Source organism: Bacillus sp. ISL-75 (assembly GCF_018613095.1).
In genome coordinates this window covers 1-25,048 of record NZ_JAGGQX010000019.1, presented here as the reverse complement: position 1 = coordinate 25,048, position 25,048 = coordinate 1, and the positions used below count along the sequence as shown (strand labels likewise).

28 protein-coding genes and 1 other RNA gene are annotated in these 25,048 nt (G+C 38.0%); 6 read left to right on the top strand and 23 right to left on the bottom strand.

Features of this window, described 5'->3' with window-relative positions; translation table 11 throughout:
- Window positions 1-4: 4 nt before the first annotated feature.
- The 3 genes from J7E63_RS08360 to J7E63_RS08350 all read right to left on the bottom strand — a co-directional run bounded on the left by J7E63_RS08360 (window position 5) and on the right by J7E63_RS08350 (window position 2,452).
- Window positions 5-1,324, bottom strand: a complete 1,320-nt coding sequence (locus J7E63_RS08360; RefSeq protein WP_215011033.1) for a CBS domain-containing protein — start codon at window positions 1,322-1,324, stop codon at window positions 5-7.
- A gap of 124 nt (window positions 1,325-1,448) precedes the next feature.
- The gene (locus J7E63_RS08355) at window positions 1,449-1,688 is read right to left on the bottom strand and encodes a hypothetical protein (RefSeq protein WP_251033435.1); all 240 of its coding nucleotides are present in this window, start codon (window positions 1,686-1,688) and stop codon (window positions 1,449-1,451) included.
- Between the two features lie 83 nt (window positions 1,689-1,771).
- Window positions 1,772-2,452 (bottom strand): metal-dependent hydrolase, encoded by a 681-nt coding sequence (locus tag J7E63_RS08350; RefSeq protein ID WP_215011031.1) that lies wholly within the window; start codon window positions 2,450-2,452, stop codon window positions 1,772-1,774.
- A gap of 191 nt (window positions 2,453-2,643) precedes the next feature.
- Between J7E63_RS08350 and J7E63_RS08345 the strand changes: the two genes are divergently transcribed.
- Window positions 2,644-3,741, top strand: a complete 1,098-nt coding sequence (locus J7E63_RS08345; RefSeq protein ID WP_215011030.1) for a M24 family metallopeptidase — start codon at window positions 2,644-2,646, stop codon at window positions 3,739-3,741.
- Between the two features lie 56 nt (window positions 3,742-3,797).
- Window positions 3,798-3,993: non-coding RNA, 6S RNA (ssrS, locus tag J7E63_RS08340), on the top strand.
- A 183-nt stretch (window positions 3,994-4,176) separates the two neighbouring features.
- Here ssrS and ald read toward each other — a convergent pair.
- The 3 genes from ald to J7E63_RS08325 all read right to left on the bottom strand — a co-directional run bounded on the left by ald (window position 4,177) and on the right by J7E63_RS08325 (window position 6,209).
- Window positions 4,177-5,295 carry an alanine dehydrogenase gene (gene ald, locus J7E63_RS08335; RefSeq protein ID WP_215011029.1) on the bottom strand — a complete coding sequence of 373 codons (1,119 nt, stop codon included), beginning with the start codon at window positions 5,293-5,295 and terminating at the stop codon, window positions 4,177-4,179.
- A gap of 176 nt (window positions 5,296-5,471) precedes the next feature.
- The gene (locus J7E63_RS08330) at window positions 5,472-5,864 is read right to left on the bottom strand and encodes a hypothetical protein (protein ID WP_215011028.1); all 393 of its coding nucleotides are present in this window, start codon (window positions 5,862-5,864) and stop codon (window positions 5,472-5,474) included.
- A gap of 186 nt (window positions 5,865-6,050) precedes the next feature.
- Window positions 6,051-6,209, bottom strand: a complete 159-nt coding sequence (locus J7E63_RS08325; RefSeq protein WP_215011027.1) for a hypothetical protein — start codon at window positions 6,207-6,209, stop codon at window positions 6,051-6,053.
- Between the two features lie 105 nt (window positions 6,210-6,314).
- On the opposite strand from J7E63_RS08325, the gene J7E63_RS08320 reads away from it, so the two are divergent.
- Entirely contained in the window at window positions 6,315-6,767 is a 453-nt protein-coding gene (locus J7E63_RS08320) for a universal stress protein (RefSeq protein WP_215011026.1), read from the top strand.
- Window positions 6,768-6,908: 141 nt separating this feature from the next.
- Window positions 6,909-7,223: a DUF4391 domain-containing protein gene (locus J7E63_RS08315; RefSeq protein ID WP_168245320.1), complete on the top strand. Its 315-nt coding sequence runs from the start codon at window positions 6,909-6,911 to the stop codon at window positions 7,221-7,223.
- A gap of 37 nt (window positions 7,224-7,260) precedes the next feature.
- Here J7E63_RS08315 and J7E63_RS08310 read toward each other — a convergent pair whose 3' ends face one another.
- The 9 genes from J7E63_RS08310 to sppA all read right to left on the bottom strand — a co-directional run bounded on the left by J7E63_RS08310 (window position 7,261) and on the right by sppA (window position 14,733).
- A complete protein-coding gene (locus J7E63_RS08310; RefSeq protein ID WP_215011025.1) occupies window positions 7,261-7,773 on the bottom strand; it encodes a MogA/MoaB family molybdenum cofactor biosynthesis protein in 513 nt (170 codons plus the stop codon).
- A complete protein-coding gene (locus J7E63_RS08305) occupies window positions 7,770-8,612 on the bottom strand; it encodes an EcsC family protein (RefSeq protein WP_215011024.1) in 843 nt (280 codons plus the stop codon). The genes J7E63_RS08310 and J7E63_RS08305 overlap by 4 nt, the downstream gene beginning before the upstream one ends.
- A gap of 111 nt (window positions 8,613-8,723) precedes the next feature.
- Window positions 8,724-9,917 carry an acetate kinase gene (locus J7E63_RS08300; protein WP_215011023.1) on the bottom strand — a complete coding sequence of 398 codons (1,194 nt, stop codon included), beginning with the start codon at window positions 9,915-9,917 and terminating at the stop codon, window positions 8,724-8,726.
- A 244-nt stretch (window positions 9,918-10,161) separates the two neighbouring features.
- Window positions 10,162-11,145 (bottom strand): class I SAM-dependent methyltransferase, encoded by a 984-nt coding sequence (locus J7E63_RS08295; RefSeq protein ID WP_215011022.1) that lies wholly within the window; start codon window positions 11,143-11,145, stop codon window positions 10,162-10,164.
- Between the two features lie 109 nt (window positions 11,146-11,254).
- On the bottom strand, window positions 11,255-11,755 hold the full coding sequence (tpx, locus tag J7E63_RS08290) for a thiol peroxidase (RefSeq protein WP_215011021.1): 501 nt from the start codon (window positions 11,753-11,755) through the stop codon (window positions 11,255-11,257).
- A 194-nt stretch (window positions 11,756-11,949) separates the two neighbouring features.
- Complete coding sequence (gene ytfJ / locus J7E63_RS08285; RefSeq protein ID WP_215011020.1) at window positions 11,950-12,450, bottom strand: GerW family sporulation protein; 501 nt, start codon at window positions 12,448-12,450, stop codon at window positions 11,950-11,952.
- A 17-nt stretch (window positions 12,451-12,467) separates the two neighbouring features.
- The gene (locus J7E63_RS08280) at window positions 12,468-13,139 is read right to left on the bottom strand and encodes a DUF2953 domain-containing protein (RefSeq protein ID WP_251033434.1); all 672 of its coding nucleotides are present in this window, start codon (window positions 13,137-13,139) and stop codon (window positions 12,468-12,470) included.
- 103 nt (window positions 13,140-13,242) lie between these two features.
- Window positions 13,243-13,710, bottom strand: a complete 468-nt coding sequence (locus J7E63_RS08275; protein WP_215011018.1) for an RDD family protein — start codon at window positions 13,708-13,710, stop codon at window positions 13,243-13,245.
- 12 nt (window positions 13,711-13,722) lie between these two features.
- Window positions 13,723-14,733 carry a signal peptide peptidase SppA gene (gene sppA, locus J7E63_RS08270; protein WP_215011017.1) on the bottom strand — a complete coding sequence of 337 codons (1,011 nt, stop codon included), beginning with the start codon at window positions 14,731-14,733 and terminating at the stop codon, window positions 13,723-13,725.
- Between the two features lie 167 nt (window positions 14,734-14,900).
- Here sppA and J7E63_RS08265 point away from each other — a divergent pair, with 167 nt between their 5' ends.
- Window positions 14,901-15,704, top strand: a complete 804-nt coding sequence (locus J7E63_RS08265; RefSeq protein ID WP_215011016.1) for an NAD kinase — start codon at window positions 14,901-14,903, stop codon at window positions 15,702-15,704.
- An 87-nt stretch (window positions 15,705-15,791) separates the two neighbouring features.
- Here J7E63_RS08265 and rarD read toward each other — a convergent pair whose 3' ends face one another.
- The 7 genes from rarD to refZ form a co-directional block, all read right to left on the bottom strand.
- On the bottom strand, window positions 15,792-16,724 hold the full coding sequence (gene rarD, locus J7E63_RS08260) for an EamA family transporter RarD (RefSeq protein ID WP_215001086.1): 933 nt from the start codon (window positions 16,722-16,724) through the stop codon (window positions 15,792-15,794).
- A gap of 131 nt (window positions 16,725-16,855) precedes the next feature.
- Window positions 16,856-18,442, bottom strand: a complete 1,587-nt coding sequence (gene mbcS, locus J7E63_RS08255) for an acyl-CoA synthetase MbcS (protein WP_215011014.1) — start codon at window positions 18,440-18,442, stop codon at window positions 16,856-16,858.
- Window positions 18,443-18,610: 168 nt separating this feature from the next.
- The gene (locus J7E63_RS08250) at window positions 18,611-18,817 is read right to left on the bottom strand and encodes an alpha/beta-type small acid-soluble spore protein (protein ID WP_088089259.1); all 207 of its coding nucleotides are present in this window, start codon (window positions 18,815-18,817) and stop codon (window positions 18,611-18,613) included.
- A 100-nt stretch (window positions 18,818-18,917) separates the two neighbouring features.
- Window positions 18,918-20,123: a tRNA uracil 4-sulfurtransferase ThiI gene (gene thiI, locus J7E63_RS08245; protein WP_215011013.1), complete on the bottom strand. Its 1,206-nt coding sequence runs from the start codon at window positions 20,121-20,123 to the stop codon at window positions 18,918-18,920.
- Window positions 20,124-21,266 carry a cysteine desulfurase family protein gene (locus J7E63_RS08240; RefSeq protein WP_215011011.1) on the bottom strand — a complete coding sequence of 381 codons (1,143 nt, stop codon included), beginning with the start codon at window positions 21,264-21,266 and terminating at the stop codon, window positions 20,124-20,126.
- A 107-nt stretch (window positions 21,267-21,373) separates the two neighbouring features.
- Window positions 21,374-23,062, bottom strand: a complete 1,689-nt coding sequence (gene ezrA, locus J7E63_RS08235) for a septation ring formation regulator EzrA (protein ID WP_215011010.1) — start codon at window positions 23,060-23,062, stop codon at window positions 21,374-21,376.
- A gap of 247 nt (window positions 23,063-23,309) precedes the next feature.
- Window positions 23,310-23,942, bottom strand: a complete 633-nt coding sequence (gene refZ / locus J7E63_RS08230; RefSeq protein WP_088089263.1) for a forespore capture DNA-binding protein RefZ — start codon at window positions 23,940-23,942, stop codon at window positions 23,310-23,312.
- Between the two features lie 156 nt (window positions 23,943-24,098).
- On the opposite strand from refZ, the gene J7E63_RS08225 reads away from it, so the two are divergent.
- Window positions 24,099-24,581 (top strand): GAF domain-containing protein, encoded by a 483-nt coding sequence (locus tag J7E63_RS08225; RefSeq protein WP_214732630.1) that lies wholly within the window; start codon window positions 24,099-24,101, stop codon window positions 24,579-24,581.
- Window positions 24,582-24,860: 279 nt separating this feature from the next.
- On the opposite strand, the gene J7E63_RS08220 is transcribed toward J7E63_RS08225, so the two are convergent.
- The coding region (locus J7E63_RS08220) for a transposase (RefSeq protein ID WP_215009856.1) at window positions 24,861-25,048 on the bottom strand (188 nt) is incomplete at its 5' end.

The following is a 25,048-nucleotide window of genomic DNA, read 5'->3' as shown; positions in this document are numbered from 1 at the left end:
CTGTCTAATTTCTATCAAGCAACTGACACATCATCATTGCTTTTCCAACTAATATTCCTTCATTGAAAACTTCTACATCCACTTTTCCAAATTTACGTCCGACTTCAAGTACTTTCGGATAAATTTCTAATATACTCTCCATTTGAACAGGTTTAATAAAGTAAATAGTCATATTTTCAACGACAAGATCGCCTTTTTTATAGCTCCTTAATACACGGTTTGCCGCATCAGAGACAATCGTTGTAAACACACCATAAGAGATTGTTCCAAGTTGGTTGGTCATTTGCGGGGTTACTTCGCAAGAGTATACCTCTTCTCCTTTTGCTTTTCCCTGCATTAATACCATTTGATTTGTAACGATATCGTCGAGAGTTTCCCCAACCTGTGGCTGCCGCTGGTTCATTTGTAATGCTTTTAAAACATCCTGCCTGCTAATAATACCTTCCAGACGGTTTGAGTCATTTGTAACAGGAAGTACTTCAATTCCTTCCCAGACCATGGTATGTGCAGTTGAAGCCACACTTGTCTTCCCATTAACGGACATGGGATGCTTGGTCATAATCTTATCGATGGATGTTTCTAAATCCTGACCTAAAATGTCCTTACTTGTCACCATCCCTTGAATCTTCATGTTTTGGTCAACAACTGGGTAGCGGCTGTGTGCAGTTTGTTGATTAAATTCATGCCATTTTGACACCCTATCCGTCGTTTTTAAATAAAAAGTATCAGCAAGAGGGGTTAAAATATCTTCGACTAAAATAATTTCTTTTTTGATTAATTGGTCATAAATCGCCCGGTTAATCATGGTTGCGACCGTAAACGTATCATAGCTCGTTGAGATGATCGGTATTTCTAGTTTATCTGCTAGCTTTTTGATATGATCGTCCGCATCAAATCCACCGGTTATGAGCACAGCGGCTCCAGCTTTTAAAGCAAGTTCATGCGCCTGAGTCCGGTTCCCAACTATTAATAGGTTACCAGCCTCAGTGTAGCGCATCATGGCTTCTAATTTCATGGCACCAATAACAAATTTATTTAGGGTTTTATGCAAGCCCGTTCTTCCGCCCAATACCTGACCATCAACAATATTTACTACCTCAGCAAAAGTGAGTTTTTCAATATTCTCTTTCTTTTTCCGTTCTATTCTAATCGTTCCAACCCGTTCGATGGTACTTACATATCCTTTATTTTCCGCTTCTTTAATCGCACGGTAGGCTGTACCTTCACTAACAGACATCGCCTTGGCAATTTGTCTGACAGATATCTTTTCCCCAATAGGGAGACCATCAATATATTGTAAAATTTGTTCATGCTTAGTGGCCAAGACCTTCACCCTTTATAGTCAAATTCCAATTATTCTATTTAGAATAACCCGGATTACATATAATTTTTATTATAGAGTGTTGAAAGCCTTGATTCAATGCGGATTCTCACATTAGTCTTAATTCTCAATGATAGAACCTAGATTTCTTCCTAGATCGTCGCTCCGATTGAAGTTTTTGTCCTTGCTTTTTTGGGCTATAAAGAAGCCCAGTAAGATTTCCAGCGATAACGAATAAGGCAAATGAGAGCCAGGCTAATGAAAATATCCCTTGAGCCCCTTCAGCATAAATAGATAATCTTGGTGCTCCATAATAAAGCAAGATGCCACAGAGTAACAGGCAAAGTAAATATCTGTTCTTTTTCAATTTTATTTCCTCCCCTAAAAGACTGCTTGTTCCATATTTATGCATTGTGGAGGGAAAAAAGTATGTAAATCACCTAAGAACAATTAAATTTCGATGGCTTCGCCTGGTTGGAGTACTTTACCGTTTTTATCTTCCAGCATCTCAATAAACGTAAACGGGTCTTGTTTGATTGGCGGGAAGGTATTGTAGTGGATCGGCACAACTGTTTTAGCTTTTAACAGCTTGGCTGCGTATGCTGCATCTTCAGGCCCCATTGTAAAATTATCACCTATGGGCAGGAAGGCTAATTCAATCGGATGGCGCTCACCAATCAACTTCATATCTGAAAATAACCCCGTATCACCAGCATGATAAATCGTCTTTCCTTCATTCATAAATAAGATTCCAGCAGGCATGCCGCAATAGATGAGTTCATTATTTTCTGTTGTAAAGCTTGATCCATGAAAGGCTTGAGTTAGTTTAACTTTGCCAAACTCAAATTGATGGGCTCCACCGATGTGCATCCCATGGGTATGAACTCCCTGCCAGCTTAAGTAAGTAGAAATTTCGTGGTTAGCAACGACAAGGGAGTTATTTTTCTTTGCCAGCTCAACCGTATCCCCGACATGGTCATTGTGACCATGCGATAAAATAATGACATCTGGTCTTAGTTCCTCCACTTTCAAGTCCGTCAATTGATTACCATTTATGAATGGGTCAATTAAGATGGTTTTCCCATTTGTTTGAATTTGTACAACAGAATGTCCATGATACGAAATTTTCATTAGACTTGCTCCTCTCGGTTTTCATATAGTATATACTTCCATACAATAACTGGAATTCCTTCCATATCTCTAGTTTAATCCTAATATATTGATTTTAAGCAAGGAGAAGTACAAGGTGGTCAGTTAGTTTACATTTCAAGTTTTAATTGATAATCTCATCATAGTACATGAATTACATAGGGGGAGTAAAAATGAATCAGAGATTAACTAAGCTTCAAACATGGATGAGAGAAAACGATATTGAAGTTAGCTTTCTAACCTCATCAGAGAATGTATTTTATTTAAGCGGATATTACACCAATCCACATGAACGCTTGCTCGCACTAGCAGTCTTTCAAACAGACGAGCCCTTCCTTGTTTGCCCAGGGATGGAAGTCCATGATGCCAAACGTTCTGGCTGGGACTATGAAATTCTCGGCTATAGCGACATTGACAATCCGTGGGAAATGATTCTAAATTCCATTAATAAAAGAATAAACAATGTGTCAAAAGCAGCGATTGAAAAAGAGCATATGAATGTGGAACGTTATGAACAACTCTCAAAGTTATTCCCGCAGGCATTATTTGTTTCTGCTGAAGAAAAATTACGAATGCTTCGAATGATTAAGGATGCCAAGGAGTTAAAAACTATTGAAGAGGCCTGTGCTCTAGCCGATTACGCAGTTGAATTCGGTGCTAGTGAAATCAAGGAAGGCAAAACGGAATTGGAAATACTTAATGCCTTAGAATACGCCCTAAAACAAAAGGGTGTGACCGAAATGTCGTTTTCGACAATGGTGCTTACCGGAGCAAATGCAGCTTCTCCCCATGGAAACCCTGGAGAAACAAAAATTCAAAAAGGCGATCTTGTTTTATTTGATTTGGGAGTGGTCGTTGACAGGTATTGTTCTGATATCACTAGAACGGTTGCTTATGGGGACATTAATGACAAGCAAAAGGAAATCTATGACACCGTATTAAAAGCGCAGCTTGCTGCCATTGAAGCAAGCAAACCAGGGGTTCGTGCAGCCGAAGTGGACTTAACTGCCCGTCGAATCATTGCTGAAGCCGGATTCGGAGAGTATTTTCCACACCGCCTTGGGCATGGCCTCGGGATAAGCGTGCATGAATACCCATCTCTAACCGAGACAAATGACCTTATTATTGAAGAAGGTATGGTATACACGATTGAACCAGGTATTTATGTACCAAATGTGGCTGGTGTTCGCATTGAAGACGATGTGTTTATTACCGCAGACGGGGCAAAGGTCCTAACAAAATTCCCAAAAGAGTTACAGATCATTAAATAATTTTTTTTGGACTTTTTTTACATTGAAATCTGTGAAGAGTTGATATATTATATAAATACAAGCTGCGTTGTTCGTAGTCATAATAAAGTTTTAACCTTTAAGCTGTAAAAGGGAGTTTAACCATTGGAGCTCGAATGACAAGCCTCTGTCTATAAGACCTGGAGGACATGCAGAAAAGTTTCTGAGAACACCCACTTTGAGGAGTGGTGGTTTAAAACTTTCTTATATTAATACGGCAAATGCGGCTACATATTTAGTTTTATTAAACCAGTTCCTTTTTAGGAGCTGGTTTTATTTTTATTAAATGCTTTGTTAATAATTTTAGACTTTATACGCCAAATGTGCCAAAGTTCCTGGCTCTTTTCGGTCACGTAGAATCACCCTTTATAAAAAGGAGGAGGGACATATCCGTGCCTCCTCCTTCCTAGTTAATCATTATTTTTCCAACAATGTTTTGGTATCTAAAAATTCAAGTCCATGTGCGTCTGCGACTGCTTCGTAAGTTACATACCCGCCTAGTGTATTGATACCCTTCAATAATGCTTCATTGCTAAGACATGCTTGTTTGTATCCTTTATTGGCAATTTGAACCGCATACGGTACGGTTACGTTTGTTAACGCAATGGTTGATGTTCTTGGTACAGCACCAGGCATATTGGCAACAGCATAATGGACAACATCATGCTTCACATAGGTTGGATTATCATGAGTAGTAATCCGATCAGTCGTTTCAAAAATACCTCCTTGGTCGATTGCAATATCGACAACGACACTGCCAGGTTTCATGGATTGAATCATCGCTTCCGTTACAAGTTTCGGTGCTTTGGCCCCTGGAATAAGAACAGCGCCTATGACCAAATCCGACTCCTTTACTGCTTCGGCAATATTATAAGGATTGGACATTAAGGTTGTCACATCGGATCCAAAAATATCATCTAATTGACGAAGTCGATCTGGATTTAAATCAATAATGGTCACTTTTGCGCCTAAACCAATCGCCATTTTAGCCGCATTCGTTCCAGCCACACCTCCGCCAATAATAGTTACCGTTCCTCTTTGGACTCCTGGGACACCGGATAGAAGAATACCCATCCCTCCATGAACCTTCTCAAGGAATTGAGCACCAATTTGAGCAGCCATTCTTCCAGCGACCTCACTCATCGGTGTTAATAATGGTAAACTTCTATTAGGTAACTGCACCGTTTCATAGGCTATACCCACTACTTTTTTATCAATCAATGCTTTGGTTAATTCTGGTTCAGGTGCAAGATGTAAGTATGTAAATAATATTAAGCCTTCTCGGAAGTATTTATATTCGCTAGGAAGCGGCTCTTTAACCTTCATTACCATTTCCATGGACCATGCTTCTTCTGCTGTATCTACTAATTTCGCACCAGCAGTTTCATAATCCTCATTTAAAAAACCTGAGCCTAGCCCTGCTCCTTTTTCAATAAAAACCTCATGACCAAATTTCACTAGGTTGACCACTCCAGCAGGTGTCATTGCTACACGGTTTTCATTATTTTTGATTTCCGTAGGTACTCCGATCCGCATGTGTTTTCCTCCAAGTATTATTATTCATAGAAAAATAGACCAAGCCAATTTTATTATAACCTTTTTCATAAGTTAGATGTATTCTCGTTGATGATAACAAATACACATTTTAATTCCACAAAAAAATATAGCAAAAGCTTTGCCGATTATGGCAAAGCCTATGTTTTAATGATTCATTAATACCAAGGATAATAAGGGTATGGGTATGGGTATGGGTATGGTGGATAGTACGGATATCCGTAACCATATCCGTAGCCTGGAGATAATAAGGCACCTGCTGCTAACCCAGTTAAGAATGGGAACCCAAATCCAAATCCAAATGGTCTTCCGAAGCCAAATCCAAATGGTCTTCCGAAGCCACCAAAACCAAATCCTGGACGGCCGAAGCCACCAAATCCAAATCCTGGACGGCCAAATCCACCAAAGTGTCCGAATCCTCCGTGGCCGAATCCACCAAAGTGTCCGAATCCTCCGTGGCCGAATCCCCCATGAATTCTTTCATCTGCTGGGTTCATCATATCATATTGCACATCAATGTTATTAGGCATTCCATACATTTCTGTACTCATAATTCTCCTCCTCATTTTAATTTAATGACACACTAAAGAATATGCATTTGCAAAAGTAGATTCTTGGGTATTTGCCTGTATTTACAAAAATTCCAAGGCATTTGTCCATAAACAAGAGGCGCAAGCGCCTTCTAATACAAAAAAAAACTGCCCCTTATTTAGGACAGTCCCACATTACCACACCATTTAACTCTCAGTACCAGAAAAATCTTCACTATCAGCAATCGCTGCTCCTTCGCCAATAAAACCACTATTATACGAATTCATAATTTGTTGTCTTACTTCAATTGTACCCTGTTCATCAAACTCAAACAAAAACTTTTTATTCTGGTCATGTTTTACCATCCGACAATCTCCTTTCCTTTGTAAATTACCTCTTTATTGTTCGAAAAATTGCAACAGTTATTCCATGTTAAATAATGTATAATTTAAGTAAGGAGATGATAAATCATGGGACTTAAATATCAGAATATTTTAGTCGCTATTGATGGTTCAAAAGAAGCAGATTGGGCTTTTAAAAAGGGGATTGAAATTGCCAAAAGAAATGACGCCACCCTATTATTAGTCCATGTTATTGACACTAGGACGTTTGCATTAATTGAGGCTTACGATACAGTTATTGGTGATCGGGCAGAAAAGCTTGCAAAAGATATGCTTGAAAATTATCTAAAACAAGCGGAGGATGCAGGATTAACAAAAGTGCAATATGAAATTGACTACGGCTCTCCTAAAATAAGAATTCCTAGAGATTTGGCTAAAAAACACAATGTTGATTTAATTCTCTGCGGTGCTACTGGATTAAATGTAGTGGAAAGGTTCTTTATCGGCAGTGTTTCTGAACATATTACCCGATATGCAGCTTGTGACGTTCTCGTCGTTCGCACAGACAAAGATTCCGAATAAATATGAAGTTTTCAAAAGCACGCAGCAATGATGCTTCGTGCTTTTTTATACACTAAATTGACTTTAAAAATAGGTTTGTAGAGAATGGTTTAAATATGTATAGTATAATAAAATACTAATAAACAGATTGGAGGCAACTATATGAAAGAATATTTTTCATTTGATGATCGTCTTGGTATCCAGCTCCCCGATTTAACAATGGAATTGGCTGATTACAGCATAGAAACACAGGAAGAGATTCTCTTATATTGGGAACAAGTTCGCGGCTCTATCCCGGACCGGATTGGAGAACTAGAAATCCAAATTAATCAGAAACAAGCACTTCTTTCGAATGAAAGTAATTTCCCTCGCTCCTGTCAACTGAACACCGAAATTGCAGAACTAGCTTCGATTATTAATGATTTATGGCTATGGTACCGAGCAAACGAAGTTCTTTCAACAAAAGTCCATCAATAAAAAACTCCCTTTCCATCGAAAAAGGGAGTTTTCTCTATTAAAGGTCTTTTTGTATTTCTCTGACTACATGGCCAAGTTCAGGTAGAATTAATTTATTCATTGCTAGTTTCACTGCACCAGTTGAGCCTGGGGTGGAGAATACCGCTTTATTTTTTATTACACCCGCAATGGCCCTTGAAAGAATTGCAGCGCTTCCAATATCGTCTTGATAGCTCAACATCCTGAACAATTCTCCAAATCCAACAATTTCTTTATCTAGTAGATTTTGTACGGTTTCTATCGTTACGTCTCGCTTAGCAATCCCTGTGCCGCCATTTGTTAAAATGACATCAATTTCTTCTTTTGAACAGCCCTTTACTATTTCATCATGAATTGGTGCGGCCTCATCTTTTACAATCACGTAATCTATAATTTTGTGACCTGCTTGTTCAAGCAGGTCCATCATCAGTTTACCACTTTTGTCTGTTTCGCTATTTCTTGTATCACTAACTGTGATTACTTTACAATTTACCGTCCTTGGGGCTTCCTGTTTATGTTCTTTAGTACTCATTCATTAAACTCCTCTTTTTCTTTTAGGTAGCGAAGTTGATAATATTTATGGGCTAAATCAGTTACCTTTCTCGTTAACTGATAATTAGCGCCTGCACCAATCGCCATACTGACAAGCGGGATACCTTGTATCACCTTTTTTCGGAACAATGTAATAACCAACGCTTTCAATAGTTGCTGCACTGGCTGTTCAATCCATGTAATATCAATAATTTCTTCATTTCCTTTATAAAAATAATAGTCATCCCGATTCTCCAATTCATCCATCAACAAGGTCCATCCCTCTAGTTGAAGCCTTGGCGGCAATGTTGCCGTATGAAACACCTTCAGAGAGGTCATCATTTCAAACGGGGTATTAACCTCAATCCCATAGGTCATTGCAATTAATTGGACGGCCCTTAAATTAATAACGGCTATTGCTGGTATATCTGTGCTTAGAAGAAGTGGACCACCAGTCCCAGCTAAACCACCTTGAGCAAAAGAGTATAGACGATGCCTCGCAATTTGCTGCTCTGCAATGTATTGTAATTGCTCAATTTTTAATTGGCGTAAGTCTTCTACTTTTTCTAAGTCATTATGAAATATCCGCCCCGCAGAAAGAATTCTCTCCTTTGCATCCATCTGTAGCTGCGAGCCTTGTATCATACTATGTAAATGAAACAGCCAACTATCAATAACAGTAAAGAATTGCCGTTGAACCTTTTCGGGTAATAATAAGAATGATTGTTGCAGATATTTTTCATAAGTTAATTGGAAATCATTGGGCTCAAATTCACGTAAATTTCTTTCCCAATCCTGTATTTCATTCAAGACCTTTGCTTCACGGTCTGTTAATGGCATGATCGATTCCCCTCCACAGCAAGGCTTTCTATTTCCAGTATATCACAATGAAATAAAAGGATAAAAAGGCAAAAGGCAAAAGCCATTAAATTAGCTTTTGCCTTCTGTTTATTAATGAGTATTTGCTAGTCGAACGACGTCTCTAGCAATCATTACTTCTTCATTGGTCGGTATAATTAATACTTTAACTGGTGAGTGTGGATAGTTGATGAATGTTTCTTCGCCTCTCACTTTGTTCAAAGCAGGGTCCCAATAAACACCCATAAATTCAAGGCCTCTTAAGATCTTCTCCCTAATCGTATCACTATTTTCACCGATACCAGCTGTGAAAATAATTGCATCTACACCATTCATTCTTGAAGCATAGGAACCAATGTATTTATGGATACGGTTTGCAAATACATCTAGAGCAAGTTGAGCGCGGTCATTACCTTTTTTCGCTTCAATTTCAATATCCCTTAAATCACTAGAGAAGCCTGACATAGCGAGCATACCACTCTTTTTATTCAAAACATCAAGGACTTCATCCGCTGTTTTATTTGTTTTTTCCATAATATAAGGAATGAGTGCAGGGTCAATATTACCTGAGCGAGTTCCCATTGTTACCCCTGCAAGTGGTGTGAAGCCCATAGATGTATCAATCGACATACCGCCTTCAATCGCAGCAATACTTGCACCATTCCCTAAATGACACGAAATAAGGCGAAGTTGTTCAACGGGTCGACCTAGTAACTCTGCAGCACGTTGTGAAACATATTTATGTGATGTTCCATGAAAGCCATACTTACGAATGCCATACTTTTCGTAATACTCCATTGGCAGGCTATACAGGTAAGAACTTTCTGGCATCGTTTGGTGGAAAGCCGTATCAAAAACAGCTACTGCAGGAACATTTGGAAGCACACTCATGAAAGCTTTAATTCCTGTAAGATTTGCAGGGTTATGCAAAGGTGCAAGTTCTGATAATTCATCAATTTTCTTTAATACTTCATCGGTGATCAGCACTGAATCATTAAATGTTTCTCCACCATGGACCACTCGGTGTCCCATTCCGACAATCTCATCAAGTGATTTGATAATCCCTAAAGTGGTTAGTTTATCCAAAAGCATTTTAACCGCGACTTCATGATCAGGAATATCACTGATTTCTTGGATTTTTTCTCCATTTACTGTAATATTAAAAATCGAATCGTTCAATCCGATTCTTTCAATTAATCCTTTTGTAATAACATCTTCGTTTGGCATTTCAAACAATTGAAACTTCAAGGAAGAGCTTCCTGCATTAATTGCAATAATTTTTGCCATTTTTGTTACCGCTCCTTTTATATAACAACACTGGTTTGGAGTTATTTTTGTTAGTACAACATTATTTTGCTCAAACCGCTCTTGATTATTTCCTTCCTCATTTAATCATTGTGTATATTATATTTCAAGGTATAATTCACCTGGCAGCGCTTACATTACGAATGTTAATATATTCACATATTTCGGTAATTTTATAAGATTTATAACACTCAGAAAAAAAGGATGAGCAGGGTTTAAACCCTGTTCATCCTTTGTTCTCTTGGAACCATTTTTCCATTTTAGATAGTATTTTATCCATCTCTACCGCATTCGAAAGGCTAGGCAAATCGACAAGTAATGCCTGCTTTGGCGGTTGTACGCCTAAACCCTTTTTTTGGAGGATGATGATACTCTTAGCTGTATTTTTATTATTAAACATGCTCGTAGGTAATTGTAACAATCCTTGCACAATGACATGATCTTTAAAGAATTCACTTAGTTGGGAGGCTTGTTCACTTTCAAATAAACCATTAGGAATAATAAAGAATAAATACCCACCAGGTGTTGTAGACATGACACTTTGCTCAATGAATAAATGATGGGAATAGGTATGTCCCTCATCTGCCTTTACTTGATAATCCGCTGCTCTAACATCATTCGGATAATATCCAACAGGTAAATCACCAATGACCGCATCTACGGGGTCGATAAACAGTGGCTCAAGGCTGTCTTGATTGAAGAGTTGAATAGGGTGCTCTTGTAAATTTGCATTAACATAGGCAAGCTTAATTAACAGGTCATCAATCTCCACACCGACAGATTCTACTTTTTTTTGGAGGTGATTTAATACAGTTGTTAACAAATTACCGGTTCCTACTGCTGGGTCAAGCAAGCGGAATGTTGACTGTTTCATAAATCTATTTACTAAATAACCGACAAGCATCCCCACTGTATCAGGTGTCATTTGATGGTTAGGCTGAACACTTTCTTTCATCCCTTTTAAAATGACAAGCTGATATGCCTTTCGAATTTCCTCGTTTGAAAATTTGTTTAAATTGATCTGTTCATATTGTTTCTTAATCCTTTTTTCTGTTAGTTCGCTGATCTCATCCTGAAGGATAGAGCCATGGAATAAATTCTCTCCTGTTTCTGCAAGTGCCTCTAAATATGTACAATTAAGTTCTTCCTGTAAAAGAAGTGCTGTTTCATTAAATAACGTAAAAAGTTGTTCTACTGGAGAAACGTTCATCTTTTCCCCTCCCTCTTTAAATTCCTTATCCATTTTAATCGAGTATAGCTATTTTATACAAGTTTTAACCAAACAAAAAGGCCTCGTAATACCGAGGCCTTCTGTTTTACTATTTTGCAGCCTTTGCAGCTTCAATTGCTGCTTCGTAGTTAGGGTGGTTTGTTGCTTCACTAACATACTCAACATATGTCACTGTATCATTTGAATCAACAACAAATACAGCACGAGCCAATAGTCTTAATTCTTGGATAGCAACCCCATATGCTTCTCCAAATGAAAGGTCACGGTGATCAGATAACGTTTGAACGTTTTCTATTCCGCTTGCAGCACACCAGCGCTTTTGTGCAAATGGTAAGTCAACGCTCACAGTTAAAATTTTCACGTTGCCTAAGCTGTTTGCTTCTTCATTAAAACGGCGTGTTTCTGCATCACACACACCCGTGTCCAAAGATGGGACAGAAGTAATTAAACGCACTTGACCCTTTGTATTCTCTAATGTTACTGCTGATAAGTCATTCGCTAGGACTGTGAAGTTAGGCGCTTTGTCCCCTACCTTTACTTCATTGCCTAATAGAGTAATTGGGTTTCCTTTAAATGTTACATTTGCCATAATACATCCTCCTTTGTCGTATCCAAGTTCAAGCGATTGTTGTAAACCACTTCACTTCAAATATGTACAGTGTAAATATATCTTTTCAATATCTATTTTGCAATTATTTAGACTTATTGAAAATCGCTAGCGCCCCGTTTAGCGACATGAAAAAAGTTAATCTTCCTAATCTCTTGGAAGATTAACCTTTCATGCTATAATTCAAGCTCTTCTTTTGGTTTATGCTCGTTTTTAGATCCTTGCGAACTATTTTGCTGTTGGCCTTGGTCCTTTTTTGAGAACATTTGCTGAATTTTATCAATCGCTGATGGAGCAAGTTCTAGTATTTTCTCATACAAATGGGTACTTTCATCTAGGTGAAGCATTTTAACTCCATGAGAATTGACAATTAAAAAAGCAATTGGTGTGATTGAAACACCGCCCCCGCTCCCTCCCCCAAATGGATGGGATGAACCTTGACTTTGTCCTTGTCCTTGACCTTGTTCTTTTCCTTGTCCTTGACCTTGACTTTGAGACCCTTGGAGCTTAAATTCACTACCACCTGCAGCAAATCCAAAGCCTACTTTCGATACTGTCAAAATAACACTGCCGTCTGGGGTCTCAACTGGGTCCCCTATAATCGTATTAACGTCAATCATTTCTTTCAAACTTTCCATTGCAGTTGTCATCAAACCTTGAATTGGGTGGTCAGACATGGCTGTTTCCTCCTTTTTCAAACGGATTTTGTTTTATCATTTGCAAAATTAGTTTTCTTTTTAAAGTGCGGAAGTCCGCCCTTCCAGAATCTAAACAGTTTTAATCCTGCTAGAATAGCATACCCGATACGAAACTGAATAATACATGTAAATCTTGTTTGAATTACGGCTGCTTGAAAGTGTGGGGTAACCGTTATTTTGGGCATTTCTTTAAGTTTGAAATAATGACTGAGAAGCCCTATGATGCTCCCCTTAAAGGCCCATATTGCTCCGGTTATTGTCCCAGTGTGCGCCGCATCTCCTAGACCAATCAGTGTATTCCATTCTAAGCCTTTCATTGTGACCTTCCGAAAAAAATTCCTGACAATACGATGTAATCCAAACACATGATTGAGTAATTTTTTGGCATTTGATAAATTAGTCTCCACCTCATCTGTTGTAATATGATTCGTGTCTTGTTTAGCTGATTCTCGTGCGGAATCTCCCATTTTAGTATTACTTTCTACAACTATGTCAGGAGAATTATCATCCACTTTTATTAACGGAACATTTATTGTATATTTTATTAACCCGAACCAAATCTTTAATTTTATCTTTAGATCGTCATTGTCATTATGATGATAATAATTAATTAGGATTGTTAATTTAGTAAAAAGAATGAGAATGAATAAGAGCAATAGAATGGACAAAACCAAGAGCACCCAAAACAATTTTAATCACAACCTTTCAGCGGGTAGTATTTGCTTTTATATAAAAAAATAAACCTACCAACAATTGTTGATAGGTTTATTTTTACCGTTCCACATGGATAACTGTTGTGTCAGTGAAGAGATCATGCAAGCCCTGTTTTTTTGGTAAAAAAGCAACAATGATATATCCGAAGATAATCGTTGCTGATATAAATCGGCCGATCCATTCACGAAAGAGAATGGTTCCCCAAGTCAAATGATCATTTTTTAAATCGACTACCTTCAATCCAAACACCATTTTCCCAAGGGTTTGATTAAAATATTTTGTCATCAAGACGAAATATAAATAAAAGATGACCGCCGATGAAATGGAGACTGGCGCAAACATATTGGTTTCTGATAAAGGAATATCCAATAATCGAAATATAGGTTTAATTAGCAGCCGAACAATGCTTCCCACAACCACTAAATCAAGCAGATACGCCCAAAAGCGCATCCAGAAGCCCGCATAACGAACGGTATAATTTTCCTTTCTGTCAGTCGAGGTTTCTTGATATTCATTTATTTCCATTAATTAGCCCCCCTATTCTGCATACAGATACATGAGCCGTGGAGAATTCGGCTTCGAAAGTATTTGCATTAATCCAGCCATTTCAACATTTTCACCCATTAATTTCTTTGCCTGCATAGTAAATAAGGAACCCAAACCAAGAGAATCTGAATAACGAACCACCTGCGCTCCTTTGAGCTTTTCTTGTTTTTTCATAAGATTCACTACATCGTCTAAGTAGCCAAACCCATCGATTAGGTGTAAATCCTTCGCTTGTCGTCCATCGTAAACACGACCGTCAGCAATTTTTTTCACCTGGGCGACTGGCAAGTTACGCCCTTCTGAAATCACTTTGACAAATCCTTCATAGGAATTATTGATCATCGACTGTAATATTTGCCGTTCTTCATCTGTCATTTTTCTTGTTGGGCTCATAATGTCCTTATGCTTGCCACTTTTAATGGTAACAAAATCAACCCCATACTTATCGGCAAGACCTTCATAATTGATGCCTTCCATAATAACCCCAAGGCTTCCCGTCATCGTCTCAGGACTTGCATAAATCTTCTTTGCAGCAGTTGAAATATAATATCCTCCTGATGCTGCCATTGAACCCATTGAGATATAGACTGGTTTTTTACTGTTTTTTTGAATTTCAATTAGCTTATCGTGAATCTCTGCACTTTCAACCACGCCGCCGCCAGGTGAGTTGACCTTTACTATTATCCCTTTTACAGAATCATCTTCGTTTACGTAGTTTAACTTTTTCATAAAATCCTGATGATTATAGCCTGAACTTCCAAGCAAAGAAGCTGATTCCCCAGTGTCCTGAATGACACCATTGACATCGAGAATCACTATTTTCTTTAATTCGTTGCCTTCATTGACAACCTCTTCCGTAAAAGGCTGCTCAGCAGATGCCATAAAGTCGGTAAAATCAGTTTGAATTCCTTTAAAAGCAGTAGCTGATAAAAAATTAATTACCACAGAAACAAAAAATAACGCTGCCGCAATCCCTAAAGCAGCCCACCGTTTTCCATTCATAGATATGCAAGTCCCCCTTTTTCTTTTAGTCTAAAATTTATGACCTCCTTATATTGTTTCAATAAAATGCTAAACTAATTTCAGACTAACATTATTTTACCAAAGATTATTTTTGGGTTGGGTAATCATGTTACAATTATCTCATCTTTTTCCAGGGGGTACATAAAATGGCAAACAGGCGCAATATTTACTTTTATCATAAACGGGATGAGGATATGCTTTCAAAAATGGCTCCTCTTTTTGATGTGGCCGACCGTTATGGTTTTACGATTGTCACTGATTACCGAAATGCTAATATCATTGCCAGTGTTGGAGATGACGGAACATTTCTACAAGCTGTCAGGAAAACCGGCTTCCGTGATGATTGCCTTTACATGGGGATTTCAACTAAAGATTGCTTGAATATGTATTGTGATTTCCGAATTAATGATATTTCAAAAATGATTGACGCTATTATTACAAATGAAAATTTAAAAGTCCGTCGTTATCCATTAATTGACGTATCCGTTGATGGTCAGGGTACTTTTACTTGTTTAAACGAATTCAGCATACGTTCTTCGATCATAAAAACACTAGTGGTAGATGTCTTTATTAATAAGCTCCATTTAGAAACCTTTCGCGGGGATGGGTTGATTGTTGCGACACCAACCGGAAGTACTGCTTATAATAAATCGGTGAAGGGTTCGATTGTTGACCCTCTTATCCCATGCATGCAGGTGAGTGAAGTAGCATCCCTAAATACAAATCTTTACCGAACACTAGATTCCTCCTTTATTGTTGGAAGTGAACGAACACTTACATTCAATGTAATATCCGAAGGCAATGATTATCCTACCATGGGGATGGATAATGAAGCATTAAGTATTCGTCACGTTGAGAAAATCAGCATAAGAATAAGTGATAAAAAGTTAAAAACACTAAAGCTTAAGGACAACTCCTTCTGGGAAAAAGTGAAACGGACTTTTTTATAAGAAAAGCGGAAGCGCCCGTATAGCGAAGTAATAAGTTTTTCTTAAGAATAGAAAAACCTTATCCTATTAAAGGGATAAGGTTTTTGCTTATATGCTCGTGCTCTTTTCTTTTCGCAAATGTAACCATTGTGGAGACAATAGTTTTGTTTTTGAAAGGGAATAAATTGTTAACGCAGACCAGATGAACATAAAGGATAGAAGTTGTATTTTTGAAAAATGTTCATGATAGATAAATACCCCTAATAATAAGGTTAATGTAGGTGCAATATATTGGAGAAATCCTAATAAAGATAAGGGAATTTTTTGTGCTCCTTTTGCAAAATATAGAAGCGGCACTGCTGTTGCAACTCCTGCACCGATTAAAAGCAGATCGGTTTGGATCCCTGATGTTATAAAGGAATTGGATCCATTCATAAATAAGTAACCAATATAAATGGCGGCAACAGGTGTAACAACAAGTGTTTCTAATGTTAATCCGACTGCAGAATCAACGTTTATTAACTTTTTCGCTAAACCATACACGCCAAAGGATAGGGCCAAAGAAATGGCAATCCACGGAAACTGCCCATGCGAAATAGAAATAATCAATACCCCTATTGCAGCTAAAATGAAAGAGACGTATTGATAAATAGTTAATTTTTCCTTAAGAACAATCATTCCTAATAAAATACTAATTAATGGATTGATATAATATCCAAGGCTAGCTTCAATCATATGACCACTATTAACCGCCCAAATATAAATGAACCAATTCACACTTATTAATAAGGAGGCAATCGTCAGGGCATACATTTGTTTTTTATTCTTAGTAAACCCTTTAATGGTTTGGAGAAATAGTCCTAATTTTTTTGTTAGGAAGAGAATGATGATCATAAAAATAAACGACCATAAAACACGGCTCGCTAAAATTTCCTTTGCATTAACATTGTCTAAAAGCTTCCAATAAATCGGCAATAATCCCCACAGCAAGTAAGAAAAGCCGGCATAAATGACTCCTTTTTGCGTTTCAGTTTTTTTCATCTGTTTTCGAGCCCCTATTCTTTCTAGTTTCGAAATAATTTCTATTATAACTCGAAACATCCTGAAATGGGGAATTTTTTGCTTCCAATAAAAAGCAGACGGAATTCCGCCTGCTTCCTTGAAATATTAAACTAAACTTGTTTAGCCGCCTCGAGTTCCTTTTTGCGGAGTTCAATTCGACGGATTTTCCCTGAGGTTGTTTTTGGAAGTTCACTCAAATATTCTATTTTTCTAGGGTACTTATATGGAGCTGTAAGTGTTTTGACATGCTCCTGCAAGTTCTTTGTTAATTCTGGGTCCGTTGAATCAATATCCTCTTGTAAGACCACAAATGCTTTGACAATAAAGCCACGAATTTCATCCGGGCTTGCCACGACGGCACATTCCTTAACAAATGGATGTTTAACGAGCGCATCCTCCACTTCAAATGGTCCAATTGTATAGCCCGAGCTAATGATAATATCATCATCGCGGCCTTCAAACCAGAAGTAGCCATCTTGATCCATTTTGGCTTTATCGCCTGTTACATAATAGTCACCTCGGAACTGCATTGCCGTTCTTTCTGGATCTTTATAATAATTTTTGAAAAGAGCTGGAGTTTCTACATGGACAGCAATATCGCCCACTTCTCCGACAGCACAAACTTGGCCTTCTTCGTTAATGATTTCAACTCTATTTCCAGGTGTCGGCTTGCCCATGGATCCAGACTTCAATTCCATCCCTTTTGTAACCCCTACTAACAAGGTATTTTCAGTTTGTCCATAACCGTCACGGACATCAATATTAAAATACTTTCTAAACGTATCAATAACCTCTCTATTTAAAGGTTCACCTGCTGAAACCGCACTATGAAGATTTGGCAATTGATACTCAGCTAAATTATCTACCTTCGCCATTAATCGATATTCGGTAGGTGTACAACAAAGGACATTGACATCATATTTTTGAAGGAGGCTCAAATATTTTTTCGGATCAAATTTTCCGTTGTAGACTAATCCTGTTCCCCCCGAGCCAAGTACCGATAGGAAGGGACTCCAAATCCATTTTTGCCAGCCTGGACCTGCAGTTGCCCAAACCGTATCACCATCTTCAATACAAAGCCACTTTGGCGCAGCTGTTTTTAAATGAGCATAGGCCCAGCCGTGCGTATGTACAACCCCTTTAGGATTCCCCGTTGTGCCGGAGGTATAGGACAAAAATGCCATATCGTCTCTAAACGTATCTGCGAGCACCAATTCTTCTGATGCATCTTTCATCTCTTCGTCCAAATGAATCCAGCCTTCTTCAGACCCTCCGATTGTAAATTTAACCAAAGCTTGTGGTGCCGTTATATTTTCAAATTGATCAACGAATGGATAATAACTAATGATCCCCTTAACATCACCGTGTGTAATACGATACTTTAGGTCTTTTTCCTTTAACATTTCAGAGCTTGGAATGACAACCATTCCAGCTTTTAATGCGGCTAAATAAACAACATATGCTTCAATCAGACGGGGCACGATTACAAGGACCACATCGCCCCTGTTTAAACCATTCTTGGCGAAAACATTCCCTGCTTGGTTAACCTTCTTCATTAATTGCTGATATGTAACTTGTTTTGTCTCTCCAGTCTCATTCTCCCACTTCAATGCGACTCTGTTCGGTTCTTTGGCAAAACGCTCCATTTCAGAAACAAGATTATACTTTTCTGGTGCAATTAAATCTTCCCGCTTCATACTTCTCCCCCTTAACTTTTTCGTATTTATCCCACAAAATTAATTATACAGAATTATTTAAAAATTTTAAATTGTTATTCATTTAAAAATATTTTTCACTATCTTGAGCATAAAAAAGAGAGCGGGGGGAAGCCCCTCGCTCTCTGTAGCCATCGTATTAATTTTTTATTAACGAGAGAATCCGCCGCCTAATTGAGATTCAGCCATTGCTACTAGACGCTTTGTGATTTCACCACCAACAGATCCGTTGGCACGTGAAGTAGTGTCAGCTCCAAGATTTACACCAAATTCAGAAGCAATTTCATATTTCATTTGGCTTAGAGCTTGTTCAACACCAGGAACCAATAATTGATTTGAGTTGTTGTTGTTTGCCATGTGATATCACCTCCTTGTGAGTATAGAATGTGTAGAACTTAAAAGCTTCATTCTAAATTACAATTGGTAATTGTTCGCAAAATATTCAAATTTTACCTTTTTAAAATAATTCACTAAATTCTGAGTGCTGCTTGTTATCAGGTTTTATTACAAGTGTCTCTGTATCTTGCACTGCTACATGAATGAGTGGTTCGAAATCAAAGAAGCTTTCATAATGCTGAACCTTTTCCCTTTTTGGCTTTGTTTTTGGAGAAGCCGGGACAAAGATGGTACAGCAATCCTCAAACGGCCTATTCGAAATTTCAAGTGTATCAATTTCCTGTGCGATTTTAATGATATCCGTTTTATCCATCGTAATCAATGGCCGCAAAAGAGGCGTATTTGTTACATCATTAATTGCGTACATACTCTCAAGCGTCTGGCTCGCAACCTGCCCGAGGCTTTCACCGGTAATTATAGCAAGACCTTCATGTTTTTTCCTAATCTCATCCGTGATTCGAAGCATCATCCTTCTCGTAGATGTCATCGAATAATTTTCAGGTACTTGTTCGCGAATTGTTTGCTGAATATCAGTAAACGGAACAATATGCAAGGTCATCGATCCATATATTTCAGCCAGTTTTTTTGAAAGGTCAATGACCTTCTCCTTCGATCGTTCACTTGTAAATGGGGGGCTGAAAAAATGAACCGCTTCGATTTCTAGTCCCCTCTTCATTGCCATATAGCCGGCAACAGGGCTGTCAATTCCACCAGAAAGCATGAGCATGGCTTTTCCACTTGATCCAATCGGTAGTCCACCAGCACCCTGTATGGTTTCGCATGATAGGTAAATGGCTTCCTTTCTGACTTCAATCCGTAAATTAATATCCGGGTTTTTCACATCCACTTTGATTCCAGAAATATGCTGCAACAAATGACCGCCAAGGGCGTGGTTAATTCCGTCCGTATCCAACTCAAATGTTTTATCAGATCTTTTCGGAGTAATTTTGAAGGTTTGACCCTTCTTGTATAGGGAGCGCATCATATCAAGTGAAGTCTGTTTTAATACCTCAATATCTCTTTTCAGCTTGATGGCCGGACTAAAGGATTGGATTCCAAATATATTCTTCAATTTTCCAATAATTGCTTCGCTGCTTTCACCATTTAATAAGACATACATCCGATCACGGCTTGCTTCTACTTTAATTTTTGGAAAGGGAGCAAGAGCAATTCTAACACTTTTTCTTAATTTTTCTACAAATTGATTGCGATTTCTTCCTTTTGTCGATATTTCACCGTAGCGAATGAGTATACGATCATATTCCATCTATTTCATAACCTTTCGTAATTGGTTTGCGGATTCTCTAAAAGCAACTAGAGCTGTCACTGCCTCTTCTCTGGTATTCTCAAATGAGAGACTAATCCGGATGGCACTTTCAGCTTGCGTTTCATGAACGCCCATTGCGAGAAGCGTTTTACTTGGTGATTTCTTTTTTGAGGAACATGCACTTGTGGTGGATACAAAGATCCCTTTCCGCTCAAGTGAATGAATGAATACTTCTGATTTTATTCCCTTTAATGAGAAATTTAAAATATGGGGTGCTGCATTTTCAGTAGGTGTATGAATTTGAGCACCTTCTATTTCTGCTAACCCCTTCCTGAGCAGGCTGTGGATATTCTTCATTCGTACCATCTCTGCTTCGCCTTTCATTAATGTCATCCTAAGTGCCTTTGCCATCGCAACGGCGCCTGCCACATTTTCTGTACCGCTTCGAATCTTCCGTTCCTGATTGCCGCCAGAAAATAATGGAGCAAGTCTCACACCCTCACGGATAAAAAGGGCACCGGTGCCTTTTAGGCCATGAAATTTATGACCGGATATCGAACAAAGATCCACTCTGTTTTTATAGAGAGAAAGGGGAATCTTTCCTATTCCTTGGACTGCATCAACATGAAATAAAATCGTTGGATGTTTTTTTAATAGGTCTCCAATTTCTTTAATTGGCTGAACCGTACCCACTTCATTATTCACCTGCATAATGGATATTAAAATGGTATCTTTTCTTATCGCTTTTTCAAGATCCGAAACATTAATTCTTCCAAACCTGTCAACAGGCAAGTAGGTAATCTCAAAACCCTCCTGTTCAAGCTGTTCCATTGCGGCTCTAACTGATGGATGTTCAACACTTGATGTAATCAGGTGCCGACCTTTATTTTTATGTAATAAAGCAGATCCTTTTATCGCTATATTATTACCTTCCGTTCCCCCGGAAGTAAAGTAAATTTCAGATGGCTTTACTGTTAAGAGCTTGCTTACTTGTTCCCGCGCCTGGGATAGCAGCTTCTCTGCCTGTCCCCCCATACTGTGTAGTGAGGAAGGGTTCCCATAATATTCACTAGACACCGTAACAAACGAATCTATAACGTCTTTAAACGGTTTTGTCGTTGCACTATTATCAAAATAGATCATTTTTTCTCCTCCGAACTCTTACAAAAATAAATCTTATCATATAGACCAAAAAAAGAATAACAAAAAAACCGATTCAGCGAAAATGGCACTGATCGGTTTTTTGTTATTTATTCGGTTACAAATGTGGCTTTTATTTTTTTCAATGCATCTGGGTCAATAACATCAAGTGTTGCTGCCGCTTGTTCTAAAGCCTCTTGATATTCATAGTGTCTAAATGCCATTTCTGCTTCCAATAATCCTTTGGCTACATTTGGATATTGGCTTTTATAACGATTTCCATATTGAATGGCTTTTTCCGCTAACATCACATTTTCTAGCAATTCTATCGTTGAATTGGTAAGTTTCTCCACCGTTAATACAGCAATTTCTAAATATTGATTGAGAGCAGAAATGTTAAGTGGCTTTTCTCCAAGCTGGTATCTCACATTTTGAATACTTTCATTTGTATCCTCAAATAAATACTTATAATCTTCTGGCAAGCCAGGGACATTACTCTTAGATACGAGACGAACCGTCTCTCCAACTTTCTTGGTAAGTTCTTTAAGCTTTTCCCTTGCTTCAAATTCATCTTTCCTAAGGGCTTGAAGTTTTAAAGCAAAATCTTGCTGCCCTTCTCGGATGATATCCAACTGTTCTTTTACTTGAGCTAACTCTTCACTAATCACCGTTTGTGCTGTTTCGTTTAACTTTACTTTTTCAATCAGAATCTCAAAATGTTTATACACAGTGGAAAGTTCTTTTTCCAGCTGTCGCTGCGTTTCAAAATCACCTTCAGACAACTGGTAGATTTCTTGAACATGAATGACTTCATTTGAAAGATGACTATTTTCCTCTTGGGCAGAAATAAGAAGTTCACTTGCTATTTTTTCATTTTTTATGACAAAATGCTTGGCGTGTACTTCTTTTTCCAATAAATCGAAAAGGACATCAATTCTTTCCTTTATTTCTTTTATACATTCTACTGCCTCATCAATCTTCGTTGCTTCGATAAGCTCTAGATTCTCAGCCAGTTTCTCTTCTAAGCGTTTGATTTCTTTTTCCAAATTAATATGTTCTAAATAGTATTCTTGATCAGACATTTCACGGTATCCGTCAAGAATATCTGAAAGCTGATTTGGCAGAAGTGATTGACATTCAATTAACAGCTGCGGAATCAAGTCCATATCTTTTTTAATCATTCCAAGCTGACTATGAATCATTAAAACTACTTCACGGGCTTCAAGATAATTACCATGTTCCGTTTTCTCATCAAATTCCTGAAATTTTAGTGAAACGACGTTGAGTTGTTCCTCTAAGCACTTTTCTGAACTTCCAAAGCTGTGACGATGGGCAAGCAGCATTTTTTTTGATTCCCGATACTGCTCTTTAAGCTCTTCAATTTCAACTCGGTTCTTTTCCTCGCTGCCAACCAATTCATGTAACTCTTCTAATATACTTTTTATTTGATCCTCAGTTTCTTGTAACTTTGCTCCAATTGCTTGCTGAACACCTTTCGCTTTACTGAATCGGTACTTATCTATGTACTCTTCGGCATCAAAAAGCATTTCCTCTAAATCAGGCAGCTGTACCGTTACCACATCGTCCCATTGATTTCGCCAACGTTCGAATAGTTCTTCAGTTTGCCCTGTCATATTAAGCAGCTTCACTTTTGACATTTCATCCAGTACTGGACGATTCATTAAATCGATTTTCCAGGCTTCCAATCGATCCATTTCCTTAAAGTACTTTTTCTTTATTAAATACCCAATTACAAATAAGGCTAGTAAAAGGATAAAAAATCCAATGAAATATTTCACAAGTAAGCCCCCTATTTCCCAAAACATTCTTCCAAATTCCAGTTTTCATGCATCTATTATAAAAAAATCTCTTAATGTTCGATTCAATGCTATTATGATACCATGTTAACGACATTTTTTGACTATTATTTTCATTTTTTTTGTAAAATAAATGAAAACTCACTAATTGGCGAGTTTGATAGGACGGTTCATGAGGCGCAGTTGAATTTATGCTTTCCTATTAACTAAAAAAAAATAGCGATGGCCGCTATTTTATGACTGCACTCATTTTCATTGGTACATCCGAGCATAGTGTTTTATCAATCCACAAATTAATATCCTTTAAATATTTCTGCTCAAAAAATGGTTCATTTGGAAAGACATACAAGACTTCCCTCATATAATGTGTATTCATAAATGGCATCATCAATAATCCTTTAAGTTGAATAATTAAATAAGGAATCGAGTGAGGGCGGAATTCATTCCATTCAAAACCACGCTCAAATACTAATTGAAAATAGTATTTTTCCTTAAGTAAATAGGTTGACATGATTTCGCGAACCACTTGCGAATCCATGGACATTTCCCGATAGACAAGACTGGCTAATTTACTATTTTCACATTGATAATGAAGTAAATCAGTGACAATTCGCTTTAAACACTCCTTTGCTCCCTTATCTATCGATGCATAGGCTTCTTCCATTTTACTAATATACTGTTCAAAAAAATGCGTAAAGCAATATTCTAGCAGACCTGGTTTATTTTCGAAATGGTAGGCAATCGTTGCCGTATTTACTTTTGCCAGTCGGGCGATATCCCGAATTGATGTTCCAGAGTATCCATTGGACTTAAACAATGTTATAGCGGCCTTAACAATTGCTTCTTTAGCATTTTTCTTCATAAATTGTCCCCCTTCTGGTATACCCAAAAATCCCCTTACGTTATAATTCTTTGTTATAACACAGATTCCTTTATGAAAAAATCGACAAAGTCTGCTCATTTTCTTGTAAATTTGATAAAATAATAAATAAAATTGTTGAAACGAAGGGGAAATACCATGTTTAACGTCGAAATGTATACTGCGAGCCGCGAGGAAAATTATAATCTTGTTAAAAAACAACTGCATGCTCTTATTCACGATGAGAACAATCAGATTGCGAATCTCAGCAATGCCAGTGCCCTTTTGAACCAATTTCTTGACCGAATTAATTGGGTCGGATTTTATTTAATGGATACGAATCAACAACTAGTATTAGGACCATTCCAAGGTCTTCCTGCATGTGTACGTATTCCTTTGGGTAAGGGTGTTTGCGGGACATCTGCTTTGAAAAAAGAAACCGTTCTTGTGGCAGATGTTCATCAGTTTCCCGGCCACATTGCTTGTGATGCAGCCTCCCAATCCGAGATTGTTATCCCTCTCATTAAAAATGAGCAGCTAATTGGAGTTTTGGATATTGATTCACCTGAAAAAAACCGTTTTGATGCACTTGATCAACAAATGTTGGAAGAATTTGTTGCAATTCTAGTTGAACATATATAGAAAATAGCACAGATAAATTCTCTCTGTGCTCAGGCTGTCGAGAAACTTTCGACAGCCTCTTATTTTCTACAATAACTTTAACAATTCACCGCGTTAATTCGTTATAATATTATTAATATATAGGCTTTGCAGCATGTCTGTTGATTTGCGCTCCAGGCACTTCGCTTTCCGCGGGCGTGCCGGGGAGCCTCCTCGGCGCTGAAGCGCCTGCGGGGTCTCCCCTGCCCCGTACTCCCGCAGGAGTCTGCGTGCCTTCCGCGGAAATCAACAGGGAGGTAATCAACCTAAAGAATTGCAACACACTTTTTCTAGCCTTGCTAATTGTGTTGCAATCTTTTTCATATTTTGGCAGGCTGCCGTAAGGAGAGCCTGTTCGCTTGCTTTCTTCAATCCCCGTAACCGGCAATAGCGAAGCCCGTGCAGCTCTTTTGAGTCTGCGAAGCTTCGCTCAATTTTTTCCTTTCTAA

Coding starts and splice junctions, on each gene's coding strand:
- J7E63_RS08305 (WP_215011024.1), bottom strand. CDS start 8,612: ATGCCATTAACAGACCGTGAAGCAAAGGTCTTGAATGAAATACAGGAT.
- ald (WP_215011029.1), bottom strand. CDS start 5,295: ATGCGGATCGGAGTACCTACGGAAATCAAAAATAATGAAAACCGTGTA.
- ytfJ (WP_215011020.1), bottom strand. CDS start 12,450: ATGTCTGACCACCCAATTCAAGGTTTGATGACAACTGCAATGGAAAGT.
- J7E63_RS08350 (WP_215011031.1), bottom strand. CDS start 2,452: ATGAAAATTTCGTATCATGGACATTCTGTTGTACAAATTCAAACAAAT.
- rarD (WP_215001086.1), bottom strand. CDS start 16,724: ATGAAAAAAACTGAAACGCAAAAAGGAGTCATTTATGCCGGCTTTTCT.
- J7E63_RS08310 (WP_215011025.1), bottom strand. CDS start 7,773: ATGAGTACTAAAGAACATAAACAGGAAGCCCCAAGGACGGTAAATTGT.
- J7E63_RS08250 (WP_088089259.1), bottom strand. CDS start 18,817: ATGGCAAACAACAACAACTCAAATCAATTATTGGTTCCTGGTGTTGAA.
- thiI (WP_215011013.1), bottom strand. CDS start 20,123: ATGGAATATGATCGTATACTCATTCGCTACGGTGAAATATCGACAAAA.
- J7E63_RS08275 (WP_215011018.1), bottom strand. CDS start 13,710: ATGGAAATAAATGAATATCAAGAAACCTCGACTGACAGAAAGGAAAAT.
- J7E63_RS08320 (WP_215011026.1), top strand. CDS start 6,315: ATGGGACTTAAATATCAGAATATTTTAGTCGCTATTGATGGTTCAAAA.
- J7E63_RS08240 (WP_215011011.1), bottom strand. CDS start 21,266: ATGATCTATTTTGATAATAGTGCAACGACAAAACCGTTTAAAGACGTT.
- refZ (WP_088089263.1), bottom strand. CDS start 23,942: ATGAAGAAAAATGCTAAAGAAGCAATTGTTAAGGCCGCTATAACATTG.
- tpx (WP_215011021.1), bottom strand. CDS start 11,755: ATGGCAAATGTAACATTTAAAGGAAACCCAATTACTCTATTAGGCAAT.
- J7E63_RS08295 (WP_215011022.1), bottom strand. CDS start 11,145: ATGAACGTTTCTCCAGTAGAACAACTTTTTACGTTATTTAATGAAACA.
- J7E63_RS08300 (WP_215011023.1), bottom strand. CDS start 9,917: ATGGCAAAAATTATTGCAATTAATGCAGGAAGCTCTTCCTTGAAGTTT.
- J7E63_RS08225 (WP_214732630.1), top strand. CDS start 24,099: ATGTTTAACGTCGAAATGTATACTGCGAGCCGCGAGGAAAATTATAAT.
- J7E63_RS08325 (WP_215011027.1), bottom strand. CDS start 6,209: ATGGTAAAACATGACCAGAATAAAAAGTTTTTGTTTGAGTTTGATGAA.
- J7E63_RS08315 (WP_168245320.1), top strand. CDS start 6,909: ATGAAAGAATATTTTTCATTTGATGATCGTCTTGGTATCCAGCTCCCC.
- J7E63_RS08330 (WP_215011028.1), bottom strand. CDS start 5,864: ATGAGTACAGAAATGTATGGAATGCCTAATAACATTGATGTGCAATAT.
- sppA (WP_215011017.1), bottom strand. CDS start 14,733: ATGAATGGAAAACGGTGGGCTGCTTTAGGGATTGCGGCAGCGTTATTT.
- mbcS (WP_215011014.1), bottom strand. CDS start 18,442: ATGAAGCGGGAAGATTTAATTGCACCAGAAAAGTATAATCTTGTTTCT.
- J7E63_RS08265 (WP_215011016.1), top strand. CDS start 14,901: ATGGCAAACAGGCGCAATATTTACTTTTATCATAAACGGGATGAGGAT.
- J7E63_RS08345 (WP_215011030.1), top strand. CDS start 2,644: ATGAATCAGAGATTAACTAAGCTTCAAACATGGATGAGAGAAAACGAT.